Genomic DNA, 12,255 nt, shown 5'->3' with positions numbered 1-12,255 from the left:
GCCCCTTTCGGCTGTTCAGTTGTTCGGCTGTTCAGTTGTTCGGCTGTTCAGTTGTTCGGCTGTTCGGTTGTTCGACTGCTTGGGAAGCCCTGCTCAGCGCTGGAAGACGGGCACGCCGTCGGCGGTCAGCGCCAGGTCGATGAGCATCTTGTGCCGGTCACTCAGCGGCGGCAGGTTCTCCAGTGCGTACCAGCCCACCTCGGTGGACTCGTCGTCGTTCACGCGTGCCGTGCCGGAAACGTACCGGCACTTGAACGCCAGGTTCAGGAAGGAACATACATCCCCGTTGGGAAAGGTGACCGGGCCGTGCGCGCCAACATGGATCAGGTGCTCGATTTCAGCCCTTACCCCCGTCTCCTCCTCGACCTCGCGCAAGGCGCCGGGACCTGCTTCCTCCCCCGGATCCAGCATGCCGGTGACCAGCGCCCAGCGGCCGTTGTCGGAGCGGCGGCCCAACAGCACCTGCCCCTCGGAGTTGAACACGACGGCGGTCACGCCGGGAAGCCACAGCGGATCGTGTCCGATCCTCTCGCGCAGGGACAGGACAAAATCAGGAGTAGGCATGCCTCTACTGTAGGCCGGGCGCCAGCATAGCCGCGGCGGCACCCAGGAGCATGAACGGCCCGAAGGGCAACGTGGAGGATGCCGTCCCGCGCCGGGAAAGGATCAGCCCCAGCCCCCATATCCCGCCGAACACAAACGCAGCCATGGTTCCCGCCAGCACGTGGCCCGGCCCAAGGAAACCGAGGTAGAGCCCCAGGAGCCCGGCCAGTTTGACGTCGCCAAGGCCCAGCCCGGAAGGATTCAGCAACCGCAGGACGAAAAACCCGGCCCCCAGACCAGCAGCACCCAGCAGCATGCCGGCAATCCGTCCGGACTCCCCGACGGCCAGCGCAGCGGCGGCCAGCAGGGCTCCAGCCACGGGATACGAGGGAAGCACCAGCGCATCCGGCAGGCGCCGGGTGCGGATATCGGCAGCGCTCAAGCGGACGGCCAGCACCGTAAACCATGCCAGCGCCAGGCCCAGCAGCCAGCCGGCATGCATGCCGCCGGGAGCAGTCCAGTAGTCCGCCAGTGTGCCAGCCATGGCTACACGCTATGCCCCGGGCCCGGGCTGTGCAGGCGACGTCCTCCAGGTGTGGACAAGCTAGCCGATCTGCCCCTCTTCCAGCAGTTCCGTCACCAGGGCCGCAATGGGGGAACGCTCGGACCGGGTGAGCGTAATGTGCCCGAACAGCGGGTGTCCCTTCAGCGTTTCCACCACCGCTGCCACGCCGTCGTGACGGCCCACGCGCAGGTTGTCCCGCTGCGCGACGTCGTGCGTCAGGACGACCTTGGAATTCTGGCCGATGCGGGAGAGCACGGTGAGCAGCACGTTTTTCTCCAGCGACTGCGCCTCATCCACGATCACAAAGGAGTCGTGCAGGGACCGGCCCCGGATATGGGTCAGGGGCAGCACCTCGAGCATGCCGCGGTCCAGGACCTCCTCCACCACTTCCGGCGAGACCAGTGCCTCCAGCGTGTCGAACACAGCCTGGCCCCAGGGTCCCATCTTTTCCGACTCGGAGCCGGGCAGATATCCCAGCTCCTGCCCGCCGACCGCGTACAGGGGGCGGAACACCACCACCTTCCGGTGTTCCCGGCGCTCCAGGACCGCCTCCAGTCCGGCACACAGGGCCAGGGCGGATTTGCCGGTCCCTGCCCTGCCGCCCAGGGATACTATGCCCACTTCCCGGTCCATCAGCAGGTCAATGGCCAGCCGCTGCTCCGCGGACCGGCCGTGCAGGCCGAAGACATCCCGGTCCCCGCGCACCAGCCGCAGCCGCTTATCCGTACCTACGCGGCCCAGGGCCGAGCCGCGCCCGGCCATCAGCACCATTCCGGTGTTGACCGGAAGATCCGCTGCCTCAGGGTGGAACAGCGGCTGGTGGTCATACAGAAGCGCCATGTCGGCGTCAGAGATTTCCAGTTCCGCCACTCCGGTCCAGCCGGTATCGCGCACCAGGCCGTTGCGGTACTCGTCCGCGTCCAGTCCCACGGCCGAGGCCTTGACCCGCATGGGCAGGTCCTTGGACACCACCGTGACGCTGCGGCCCTCATCGGCCAGGCTTTTGGCCACCGCCAGGATCCTGCTGTCATTGTCGCTGCCCCGGATCCCGGCCGGCAGCACGTCGGTGGAGACGTGGTTCAGTTCCACTCTAAGGACTCCGCCGCTCTCCCCCAGCGGTATGGGTGCGCCAAGTCCGCCGTGCTGCACCCGCAGCTCATCGAGCAGCCGCAGGGCGTTCCGGGCAAAGTACCCGAGCTCGGGGTCCTGGCGTTTGCGCTCCAACTCGGTGATGACCACCAGCGGGAGGATTACTTCGTGTTCGGCGAACCGCAGGATCGCCCGGGGATCGGACAGCAGTACCGATGTGTCCAATACAAAGGTGGTGCGTTCCAAGGCCTGCACAAACTGGTCAGCTGCCACTGCGGACTCCCATCAGGGGCCGCCCCCGGGCCCCGGTTGCTGGACTGTGCTGCGTTCCGGCCGGCTCCGTGCTGACCGCTAGCACCAAAGTACGCCCGCCCGGTACCGGGCGGCAGCAGGACACGGCCCTCCCCCGGGGAAGACCCCAGGCTCTTCGCGGGGAAAGGCTGTCAGGAACCGAAGCGCCGCTGCCTGCTGGCGTAGTCACGCAGGGCACGCAGGAAGTCCACGCGCCGGAAATCCGGCCACAGGGCTTCGCAGAAGTAGAACTCGCTGTACGCGCTTTGCCACATCAGGAATCCGGAGAGCCGCTGCTCGCCGGAGGTGCGGATGACCAGTTCCGGATCCGGCTGCCCGCGGGTGTAGAGGTACTCGGAAATCCGGGTGACCGAAATCTCGCCTGCGACGTCCGTAATTGTCTTGCCCTCGCTGTCGGCGTCCTGCAGCAGTTCCTTGACGGCGTCAACGATCTCCCGCCGTCCGCCGTAGCCGATGGCCACGTTCACGTGCATTCCGTCGGCGTCGCCGGTGCTGTTCCCGAGTTCGGTGAGCTGCTTCGCCAGCCTTTCGGGAAGGATCTCGAGGGCCCCCACAGGCTGGACCCGCAGGTTGCCCTCTTCACCCAGCCGGTCCAAGGTGTTGCCGATGATGTCCAGCAACGGTTCAAGCTCGCCAGCGTCACGGTTAAGGTTGTCGGTGGAGAGCATGTACAGAGTGACCATACGGACGCCGAGTTCCTGGCACCAGCCGAGGAATTCGAGGATTTTATCCGCTCCGGCCTGGTGCCCGTCGCTGGTGGGAGCACCGGCGAGTTTCGCCCACCGCCTGTTTCCATCGACCATCACGCCGATGTGTTCGGGCAGCCGCGCCCCGCTGAGGGACCGACGGAGCTTACGCTCGTAGAGGGCGTAGACAACACCGGGGAATTTCATAGCTTGCCTCACCTGCCAGGTCCGGGCGGAGCAGACGGGCTGCTGCAGCCCGGGTCTGCCTAAAGAAGAAAAAATCTTCTCCTAGGCTACCGCTAGCTCGCCCCGGCAGCGCGCAACCCGGCCCTGCCGCCCGCTTACCCAACCGTAAGTTACCCGATCGTAGGTTAGAATTTCCGTTATGGATTCGTCATCATCTTCCGCACGGCCACACGGCGTCCCCGCTCAGCATGATCCCGACTCCCGGGTAGCCCCGGGCCCGTTGGAAAGTGTGGTTGAATCCCTCGCCGAAGAACTCGAAGTCAAGCCGCGCCTGCGCGGCTGGTTCCATGCAGGTGCTGCGCCGCTTGCGCTGGCAGCAGGCATTGTCCTGGTAATCCTCTCCCCCACAACCGGCACCAGGATCGCCTCCGCTGTCTACGCTTTTACCGGTGTACTGCTGTTCGGCGTGAGCGCCGTCTATCACCGCGGCAACTGGTCACCCAAGGTCAAGAAGGTACTCAAGCGCCTGGACCACACCAACATCATGCTGGTGATTGCAGGTTCCTATACCCCCCTGGCTTGGGCACTGCTGCCCCGGGGAAGCGCGACAACCCTGCTGTGGCTGATCTGGGCCGGCGCACTGGTGGGCGTCGCCTTCCGGCTGCTGTGGCTGAACGCGCCGCGCTGGCTGTACACCCCGGTCTACATTGCGCTGGGCTGTGCCGCGCTCTTCTACATTCCCGACTTCTACCGTGCGAGCCCGGCGGCTGCATGGCTCATCTGCGTGGGAGGAGCCATGTACATTGCCGGAGCGGTCATCTACGCAATGAAGCGCCCCAACCCGTCAGTGGAATGGTTCGGCTTCCATGAAATCTTCCATGCCTTCACACTGGCAGGGTTCGCGTGCCACTACGTGGCAATCATGTCCGCCGTGCTCGGCGCGGGCCACTAGGGCTGCCGGTTCCCGAACTGTTCGGCCAACGCTTCCGGATCAGACACCGGCCGGCTGCAGACCATGCCGCGGCACAAGTAGGCCAGGGCTGAGCCGTCCGGCGCTCCGCGGTCCCTTAGCAACGGGACGGCGGAGTCTCCACCGGTGCCCGCACCCTCCCTGAAGGCCGTCACCACGGCCGGTCCGCCGGCGGCCCTGCCTGTCCGAAGCAGGTGCTGCACCAGCTCCGCGTCGGTGCCGGTTACGGCCAGTTCCCGCGGCCCCTCCAGCGCCTGGGCCAGAACCGAGAGCGCCCAACCGCCGGCGCGGGGCGCACGGGCTCCCACCACCTGCACATGGGCCACGAGTGCCTCGGCCAGGGCGCGGTGCCGGGAGGAACCGGAATAGGCGGCGTAGGTCACCAGCACACCGGCGAACAGCGCGGTACCGCTCGGAGCAGGCCCGTCCAGCGGGTCCGCGGAGGCCACCGCTCCCTGCGCCGCAGAGAGCTGTCCGGTACGCACCGCGGTGTCCTGCAGGACGCCGTCGGTGATGAACCGCTGTTCGGCGGCCAGGACCAGTTCCTCGGCTGCACGGTACCAGCGCTCTTCCCCGGTGGCTGCGAAGAGGGCGAACAGGCCCTCGGCCACCCCGGCGTAGTCCTCGAGCAGCCCTTCGATCCCCCGGGCCGTGCCGTTGTGCGACACCCGGATGAGGACCCCGTCCCGATAATGGACGCGCAGCAGGTACTCCGCCGCGTTCCGGGCCAGGTTCAGGGCCTCGGCATGGGGCAGGGACTCGGCGCCCGCGCCGGCGTCGTCAGCGTCCGCCAAGGCCAGGGCTGCGTCGGCCAGGCCAGCGATAGCCAGTCCGTTCCAGCCCGCCACCACCTTGTCGTCGCGTTCGGGTTGCGGCCGCGAGTCGCGCGCCGCCAGCAGGGCCGGGCTCCAGCGCAGCCACAGCTGCTCCTCTTCCGGGTCGAGGCTTCGCCCGAAATGCAGGGTGGATTCGCCCTCCTCCATCCGCCCGGTCTCCAAGTCCAGAAGATCCAGCACTGCGTCTGCCTCGGTGCCGGCACCCGCCCGGGCCAGTACGGCTCGCAGTTCCTCGCCGGTCCAGACGTAGGTGGCTCCTTCCCGGCGCCGGCCGTCCACCACGGTGTCGGCGTCCAGGGACGAAGCAAATCCCCCGCCGTCCACCAGGAGGCGTTTGGCCAACCAGCCGGCAGTATCGGTGCTGACCCGCAGGGCGAGACGCCGCTGGGCCGGGGCGGGCGCCAAGCGGCTCCAGTGCGCGTAGAGCCGCAGGAGCTGGGCGTTGTCGTAGAGCATCTTCTCGAAGTGAGGCACGGACCAGGCGCGGTCCACCGTGTATCTGGCGAAGCCGCCTTCCAGCTGGTCATACAGTGCGCTGCGGGCCATGGTTTCAAGCGTGCGGTCCGCCAGGGCGGCAGCGGCGCCGGACCCGGCCCCGCCGCCGGCTCCGTAGGTGAGCAGGAAACGCAGCAACGGCGACGGCGGGAACTTCGGGGCGCCGCCCAGCCCGCCGAAGCGGGTGTCTTCCTGCTCCCCAACCGCTGCGACGGCGGCCGGCAGCACCTCCGGCGACAAGGCGCCGGAGGAGCCGGGAACGAGGTCCAGAGCTCCTACCAGGCGCCGGTTCCCGTCCTGGGCCGAGGCCAGGTGGGCGGCAATCTGCGCCGCGCTGGTTTCCACTTCCTCCGGCCGGTCCCGCCACGCCGAAGAAACAGCTTCAAGTACCTGCCGGAACGCGGGCACCCCCTGCAGCTGCTGCGGCGGGAAGTAGGTGCCGGCGTAGAAGGTTCGGCCGTCCGGCAGGGTGAAGACGCTCATGGGCCATCCGCCTTGCCCGGTCAGGGCCTGCGTGGCGGCCATGTACACGGCGTCGACGTCGGGCCGTTCTTCCCGGTCCACCTTCACCGAGACGAAGTGCTCGTTCAGGTAAGCCGCCGTTGCGGCGTCCTCAAAGGACTCATGGGCCATGACGTGGCACCAGTGGCATGCGGCGTACCCCACCGAGATAAATACCGGGACATTGCGGCGGCGTGCTTCGGCGAAGGCTTCCTCGCCGAAGGGCCACCAGTCCACCGGGTTATCAGCGTGCTGGCGCAGATACGCCGATGCCTGGTCCCGCAGTCTCCCGGCCATGGTTGGTACTCCTAATGCAGGTGCTTCCCGGAGCTGTCCGGGTCTGAGGGGTGCGAACCTTCCGCCGGGGTCTGCCCGGAGGAAGCAGGGGCGGCGGTGCGCCCGCCGCGTCCGGCTGCCGCTTCGCGTTCGAGCAGTTCCGTTGCAAGCTGCTCGCGGTAGCGGACGCGGCGGATGCGCTTGGTCATGTCGCGGATCAGGAAGATGATCGCAATCACCATAAACAGGGTGAAAATGAAGCCCAGCAAGCCCGGCGTGACGTCCTTCGGGTCCACCCCCGGCGCAAGCGTTTCATCGGGTGCCGGGGTGACGGCAAGAGGCAGGCTGTACAGGAAGTTCACGGTATATCTCTCTCTAAGCTCACTCTGTGCCGAGACGGCAGCGGATCAGACGTCCCCAGCCCCTATCGTATGCCAGCAAACAGGTCGGTCTCGGGGAGTTCGGTTTCCACCCTGGACTCGATCAGGGAGTAGTCCTCCCACGGCCAGACCTTGCGCTGCATGTCCGCGCTGACCGCGAAGAAGAAGCCGTCGGGGTCCACCTGGGTGCGGTGGCTGCGCAGCGCCTGGTCCCGGACCTCGAAAAAGTCCCCGCATTCAATCTGCGTGGTGGTGGGATGGGTTGGTACCGGCGGCTGGTGGCCCTCCGTGTCGGTCTCCTGCGAGGCGGCGATCCGCTCGGCATACGGGGACTGCAGTCCTGCTTCCTCCAGGGCGAAGTGCAGGGCGCGGAAACGTTCGGGGTTGAAGGCGCGGTCGTAGTACAGCTTCAGCGGCTCCCAGGCCGGCCCGGTGCCCGGGTAGCGTTCCGGGTCGCCGGCAGCTTCGAAGGCCTCCACCGCCACCTTGTGCGCCATGATGTGGTCGGGGTGCGGGTAGCCGCCGTTTTCGTCGTAGCTGACAATCACATGCGGCCTGAACTCCCGGACGAGCTTCACCAGCGGCGCGGCAGCCCGTTCCAGCGGCTGCAGTGCAAAGCACCCGAAGGGCAGGTCAGGAAGCGGATCACCCTCGGGCAGACCGGAGTCGGCAAAGCCCAGCCAGCGGTGGTGAATACCCAGGGCGGCCTGGGAGGCGGCCATTTCCCGGCGCCGCAGCCCGGCGAGGTCGCGTTTGCCCGCAGGATCGTTCTCCGCTCCGGGGTTAAGGATCGAGCCCTGTTCACCGCCCGTGCAGGTAGCCACCATGACTTCGACGCCGGCGGCTGCGTAAGCGGCCATCATGGCTGCGCCTTTGCTCGCCTCGTCGTCGGGATGGGCGTGCACTGCGAGCAGGCGCAGCGGCTCGGCGGGCCGTGATGTGGTGCTATCGGGGGCAGACAAGGCAACTCCTGTGGTCAGCGGAATGTGGCGGTGGAATCGGCGGCTAAAATAGGCATGTGAGCACACCGTTTGGTCAGCCCGAGAAGTCGGCACCCCAGCAGCCGGACGTTTCCACGTCCGAGTCCAGATTAGCCAATCGCTACGGCGCTCCAAAGCGGCGCCTGTCCCGGCGGGCCGGCATCATCATTTCCTCGGTCGCCGTGGCCGCCGCCGTCGTAGTGGCCGCCCTGATGAACATCCCCTCTTCCGCAGGTACGGTGACGTCCAAAGACGTCGGTTTTTCCTTCCCGGAAGAAGGCCGCGCTGTGGTGGATTTCCGGGTGGATAAAACCCCCGGCTCAACAGCGGCCTGCGCGGTGCAGGTGCTCAACGAAAGCTACGCCGTCGTGGGTTGGAAAACAGTGATCCTGGGTCCGGATGTGCCCGCCAGCAGCGCCCAGAAGCAGGAGCTGCGCATCGATTCCCCCGGCGTTACCGGCGGTGTCGGCTCATGCTGGCTCGTGGAGGGATCCGGCGAGTAGCCGCCGGACCGTCTTAGCCCGGCATCTTGGGTTAAGCCCGGAGGCAAACTAGTATGGGAACCACGAATAGCCCCGCCCAGGTGTCCGGGTCCTGTGAACTGCAGAGAATATCTGTGAATTGCAGACCAGCCCGGTCCCGCCCGGCGGGGTCTTTGCTTGTCAGGCCAATCCGGCCGGCGGGCAACAAACAGCCACGCCGGACCAATCGGTGGTCCGGATGTACTTAAGGAGATACCCGTGTCAACCAACAGCGCATCTGTCGCCTGGCTCACGCAGGAGTCTTACGACCGCCTGAAGGCGGAACTGGAACACCTGTCCGGCCCCGGACGGACGGAGATTGTTGCCCGCATCGAGCAGGCACGCTCCGAGGGCGACCTCAAGGAAAACGGCGGCTACCACGCGGCGAAGGAAGAGCAGGGCAAGACTGAGGCCCGGATCCGCCAGCTGACCCAGCTCCTTGAAACTGCGCACGTTGGCGAAGCACCGGCCGATGACGGCATTGTTGAGCCGGGCATGCTGGTTGAAGCCCGCGTGGCCGGCGACGTCGAGACCTTCCTGCTGGGCAGCCGGGAGATCGCCGGGGACAGCAGCATCGACGTCTACAGCGAAAAGTCTCCCCTTGGCGCGTCCATCTCGGGCCTGAAGGTGGGCGATTCCACCACGTACTTGGCCCCGAACGGCAAGAGCATCCCGGTGGAGATCATCTCCGCCAAGCCCTACGCCGGCTAACTTCCCCTCAAAGCGGGCCTTCCTACGGGAGGGCCCGCTTTTGCGTTGTGCCGGGGCTGTTCCGCAGGAGAACGGCGGCAAGCACACCGCCGGCGGCGCCGAACAGATGCGCCTGCCAGGAGATACCCAGCGCCGTGGGGAACACGCCCCAGAGGATGGACCCGTAGATCAGGAACAGCACGGCGCTGAGCAGGATCTGGACAATGCTGCGGCTGTAGAAGCCGCGCACCATCAGGTAGGCGAACAGTCCGAACACCACGCCGGACACACCCACCGTCAGGCCGCTCCCGAAAAGCCACACGCCTATCCCGGAAGCCAGCCAGGAGATGGCCAGGACCCAGGCGAACCGGCGCATCCCTTCCAACAGGGTGAGGAAGGAAAACACAATCAACGGCAGCGTGTTCCCGACCAGGTGCCCAAAGCCGGCATGCAGCAGCGGAGCGAACACGACGCCGTCGAGCCCCTCCACGTGGCGGGGCAGGATGCCCAGCAGCGGCAGAACCACAGGCGAAAACACCATGGTGAGCAGGTAAACCGCCCACAGCAGGGCGGCGAAACCGAGCGAACCGATCAGGGCGGTCCGGGCCCGTTGGGCGAGCACGGGTCAGCCTTCCAGCACCATGGGCTGGAAGCCTTCCGCGCGCAGGTTCTTCAGGACCAGGTCGCAGTGCTCGTGGCCCTTGGTTTCCATGTTGATGGTGATTGCCACGTCTCCCATGCTGATGGATCCTCCTACCCTGGTGTGGTCCACTCCGGTGACGTTTGCATCCGCATCGGCAATGATCCGCGAGATGGTGGCCAGCGAGCCTGGACGGTCGTCAAGCAGGATCCGGACCACGAGATAGCGTCCCGCGGCGGCCAGGCCCCGCTGGATGACCTTCAGCATCAGCATGGGGTCAATGTTGCCGCCGGACAGGATCACGGCCGTGGTGCCGGGATTCTCGATTATCCCGTCCATCAGGGCAGCCACCCCCACCGCACCGGCGGGTTCAACCACCATCTTGGCACGCTCCAACAGGAAAATCAGGGCCCGGGCCAGGGAATCCTCGCTGACGGTCACTACATCGTCCACCAGCTCCCGGATGATCGAGAACGGCAGCTGGCCCGGCCTGCCCACGGCAATTCCGTCCGCAATGGTGGACACCCGGGTCAGGGGCACCAGGGCGTCCGCCGCCAGCGACGGCGGGTACGACGCCGCATTTTCGGCCTGCACTCCGATGATCCGGATGTCCCGGCCCAGTTCCCGTGCCCGGGACTTAACGGCGACGGCGACGCCAGCGAGCAGCCCTCCGCCGCCCACCCCCATGATGACGGTGTCCAGGTCCGGAATCTGTTCCAGGAGTTCCAGTCCGATGGTTCCCTGGCCGGCCACCACGTCCACGTTGTCGAACGGATGGACAAACACGGCACCGGTTTCATCGGCGTACCGCTGGGCCTCGGCGAGCGCTTCGTCTACGTTGTGGCCGTGCAGGACAACTTCTGCGCCGTGTCCCTGCGTGGCCGCCAGTTTCGGCAGGGCCACCCCGTGAGGCATGTACACCCGTGCGGCAATGCCGAGCCTGGCCGCGGCAACCGCCACCCCCTGGGCATGGTTTCCCGCTGAAGCGGCCACCACGCCGCGGGCCTTGTCCGACGGGGAGAGCTTGGCCATGCGCACATAGGCGCCCCGGACCTTGAAAGACCCGGCCCGCTGCAGGTTTTCACACTTGAAGTACACGTCCGAGCCGGTTTCCCGTCCCAGCGCACGCGACACCTCAATGGGGGTCTGCGCGATCACGCCGTCAAGCAGTTTGGCAGCGGCTTGGATGTCATCCAGGGTTACGGGCAGGTTGGGCAGATCTGTCAAAGTCAGTGCTCTTCCTTCGGAACAAACGCGCGTTCGGGGTTATGTTCATGGTCGCTCTCGTCACTGCCGGCTCCGGGGGTCTTACCGCCGGTCCCGGAGTTCCCGTCTCCGGCTGCCCCGTCCCCCGGATCATTGCCGTGGAGATCCGGCCCGGAGTGCGGACCGGCGCCGAACTGCTCTTCCACGGCCGGGTCATTTTCCCAGTGCCGGGCGGCAATGTACCGGACCACGGCGTTGAGGATGGCCAGCAACGGGACTGAGAACAAGGCCCCCGGAATGCCTGCGGCCAGGGTCCCTCCGGTGACGGCAAGGATGACGGCGAGCGGATGGAGCGAGACGGCACGGCCCATCACCAGGGGCTGCAGGATGTGCGATTCCACCTGCTGGACTAACAGCACAATGCCGAGCATCACCAGCGCATTGACCCAGCCGTTGGCCACCAGGGCCAGCAGCACCGCCACGAAGCCGGTCACGAAGGCTCCAACCAGCGGAACGAAAGACCCCAGGAACACCAGTACGGTCAGGGGCAGGGCCAGAGGCACGCCGATAAGCGCGGCCAGGCCGCCGATGCCAACCGCATCGATCAGGGCAACAACCACCTGGACACGCACGTAATTGACCATGGAGTCCCAGCCCTGGATTCCGGCACCGTAGGCCGCGGGCCGTGCCCGCCTCGGCAGGAGTCCAGCAGTGAAGCGCCAGATTCGGGGCCCGTCCAGCAGGAAGAAGATCAGGGCAAAGATGGTCAGCAGCACGCCTGCGGCAAAGTGTCCGGCACTGCTGCCCACGCTGAGGGCGCCGGAAACGATGCTCCCGGAGTTCTCCTGCAGGGTGTCACTGGCTTCGCTGAACAGTGAGTCGATTTGGTCCGTGCTGATGTGAAGCGGCCCGGATGACAGCCAGTCCTGGATCTGCCGGACTCCTGCCATGGTTTCGCCCCACAGGTCCTGGAAGCCCAGGGCCAGCTGACGGCCTACCAGGGTCAGCGCGGCGGTAATGAGCCCCAGGAACGCCAGGAGGGTCACTGCCACCGAAAGTCCGCCCGGCAGTCTGTTCCGGCGCAGCCAGTTGCTCACCGGCGAAAGCAGTCCGGCGAGCAGTGCGGCGATCATCAGCGGAATGATGAGCAGCGAAAAATGGCTCAGGACCCAGATGAGCCCCGCCCCCACTATGAGCACTATGCCCAGCCGCCAGGCCCAAGCTGCGCTTACCCGCAGGGCGAAGGGGACATCTTCCCCTGACCGGACTGGATTCGCTGCTGCGGCCTGCAGCGCCCGGGGCGCAGCCGCGCGGCGTGCATGGGATTTCATGGGGCCATCCTTCCACACCCTGCTGGTGGTGAAGCTGACTTTACGCGG

The 12,255-nt window shown here is 66.5% G+C and carries 13 protein-coding genes; 3 read left to right on the top strand and 10 right to left on the bottom strand.

The window, feature by feature from the left end; genetic code table 11:
* Nucleotides 1-93 precede the first annotated feature (93 nt).
* The 4 genes from QNO06_RS05165 to QNO06_RS05150 all read right to left on the bottom strand — a co-directional run bounded on the left by QNO06_RS05165 (nucleotide 94) and on the right by QNO06_RS05150 (nucleotide 3,402).
* Entirely contained in the window at nucleotides 94-564 is a 471-nt protein-coding gene (locus tag QNO06_RS05165; protein WP_227914090.1) for an NUDIX hydrolase, read from the bottom strand.
* A 4-nt stretch (nucleotides 565-568) separates the two neighbouring features.
* Nucleotides 569-1,087 (bottom strand): prepilin peptidase, encoded by a 519-nt coding sequence (locus QNO06_RS05160; protein WP_227914089.1) that lies wholly within the window; start codon nucleotides 1,085-1,087, stop codon nucleotides 569-571.
* 60 nt (nucleotides 1,088-1,147) lie between these two features.
* The gene (phoH2, locus tag QNO06_RS05155) at nucleotides 1,148-2,470 is read right to left on the bottom strand and encodes an RNA 5'-3' helicase PhoH2 (protein WP_227914088.1); all 1,323 of its coding nucleotides are present in this window, start codon (nucleotides 2,468-2,470) and stop codon (nucleotides 1,148-1,150) included.
* Between the two features lie 170 nt (nucleotides 2,471-2,640).
* Complete coding sequence (locus QNO06_RS05150; protein ID WP_227914087.1) at nucleotides 2,641-3,402, bottom strand: isoprenyl transferase; 762 nt, start codon at nucleotides 3,400-3,402, stop codon at nucleotides 2,641-2,643.
* A 178-nt stretch (nucleotides 3,403-3,580) separates the two neighbouring features.
* On the opposite strand from QNO06_RS05150, the gene trhA reads away from it, so the two are divergent.
* On the top strand, nucleotides 3,581-4,333 hold the full coding sequence (gene trhA, locus QNO06_RS05145) for a PAQR family membrane homeostasis protein TrhA (protein WP_227914086.1): 753 nt from the start codon (nucleotides 3,581-3,583) through the stop codon (nucleotides 4,331-4,333).
* Here trhA and QNO06_RS05140 read toward each other — a convergent pair.
* From QNO06_RS05140 to mca, 3 genes are all read right to left on the bottom strand, one after another.
* Entirely contained in the window at nucleotides 4,330-6,480 is a 2,151-nt protein-coding gene (locus QNO06_RS05140; protein ID WP_227914085.1) for a thioredoxin domain-containing protein, read from the bottom strand. The genes trhA and QNO06_RS05140 overlap by 4 nt on opposite strands.
* 11 nt (nucleotides 6,481-6,491) lie before the next feature.
* The gene (locus QNO06_RS05135) at nucleotides 6,492-6,821 is read right to left on the bottom strand and encodes a hypothetical protein (protein WP_227914084.1); all 330 of its coding nucleotides are present in this window, start codon (nucleotides 6,819-6,821) and stop codon (nucleotides 6,492-6,494) included.
* A 62-nt stretch (nucleotides 6,822-6,883) separates the two neighbouring features.
* Entirely contained in the window at nucleotides 6,884-7,801 is a 918-nt protein-coding gene (mca, locus tag QNO06_RS05130; protein ID WP_227914083.1) for a mycothiol conjugate amidase Mca, read from the bottom strand.
* A gap of 56 nt (nucleotides 7,802-7,857) precedes the next feature.
* Here mca and QNO06_RS05125 point away from each other — a divergent pair, with 56 nt between their 5' ends.
* Together QNO06_RS05125 and greA are read left to right on the top strand one after the other, a co-directional pair.
* Nucleotides 7,858-8,322, top strand: coding sequence for a DUF4307 domain-containing protein (locus tag QNO06_RS05125; protein WP_227914082.1), 465 nt, complete (start codon nucleotides 7,858-7,860; stop codon nucleotides 8,320-8,322).
* A 237-nt stretch (nucleotides 8,323-8,559) separates the two neighbouring features.
* On the top strand, nucleotides 8,560-9,051 hold the full coding sequence (greA, locus tag QNO06_RS05120; RefSeq protein ID WP_227914081.1) for a transcription elongation factor GreA: 492 nt from the start codon (nucleotides 8,560-8,562) through the stop codon (nucleotides 9,049-9,051).
* A gap of 22 nt (nucleotides 9,052-9,073) precedes the next feature.
* Here greA and QNO06_RS05115 read toward each other — a convergent pair whose 3' ends face one another.
* The 3 genes from QNO06_RS05115 to QNO06_RS05105 are packed head-to-tail and all read right to left on the bottom strand — an operon-like array spanning nucleotide 9,074 to nucleotide 12,207.
* Nucleotides 9,074-9,652 (bottom strand): rhomboid family intramembrane serine protease, encoded by a 579-nt coding sequence (locus QNO06_RS05115; RefSeq protein WP_227914080.1) that lies wholly within the window; start codon nucleotides 9,650-9,652, stop codon nucleotides 9,074-9,076.
* Between the two features lie 3 nt (nucleotides 9,653-9,655).
* Nucleotides 9,656-10,897, bottom strand: coding sequence for a threonine ammonia-lyase (gene ilvA / locus QNO06_RS05110; RefSeq protein WP_227914079.1), 1,242 nt, complete (start codon nucleotides 10,895-10,897; stop codon nucleotides 9,656-9,658).
* A 2-nt stretch (nucleotides 10,898-10,899) separates the two neighbouring features.
* Complete coding sequence (locus QNO06_RS05105) at nucleotides 10,900-12,207, bottom strand: AI-2E family transporter (RefSeq protein WP_227914078.1); 1,308 nt, start codon at nucleotides 12,205-12,207, stop codon at nucleotides 10,900-10,902.
* Nucleotides 12,208-12,255 lie beyond the last annotated feature (48 nt).

It is taken from the genome of Arthrobacter sp. zg-Y20, assembly GCF_030142075.1.
GTDB lineage: Bacteria > Actinomycetota > Actinomycetes > Actinomycetales > Micrococcaceae > Arthrobacter_B.
Note: the sequence above shows the minus strand (reverse complement) of the source record. Positions and strands in the feature narration are given on the sequence as shown.

Excerpts from the sequence above, each read along its gene's own strand:
- trhA (WP_227914086.1), top strand. The coding sequence starts at position 3,581 with ATGGATTCGTCATCATCTTCCGCACGGCCACACGGCGTCCCCGCTCAG.
- QNO06_RS05105 (WP_227914078.1), bottom strand. The coding sequence starts at position 12,207 with ATGAAATCCCATGCACGCCGCGCGGCTGCGCCCCGGGCGCTGCAGGCC.
- QNO06_RS05140 (WP_227914085.1), bottom strand. The coding sequence starts at position 6,480 with ATGGCCGGGAGACTGCGGGACCAGGCATCGGCGTATCTGCGCCAGCAC.
- QNO06_RS05160 (WP_227914089.1), bottom strand. The coding sequence starts at position 1,087 with ATGGCTGGCACACTGGCGGACTACTGGACTGCTCCCGGCGGCATGCAT.
- QNO06_RS05150 (WP_227914087.1), bottom strand. The coding sequence starts at position 3,402 with ATGAAATTCCCCGGTGTTGTCTACGCCCTCTACGAGCGTAAGCTCCGT.
- QNO06_RS05165 (WP_227914090.1), bottom strand. The coding sequence starts at position 564 with ATGCCTACTCCTGATTTTGTCCTGTCCCTGCGCGAGAGGATCGGACAC.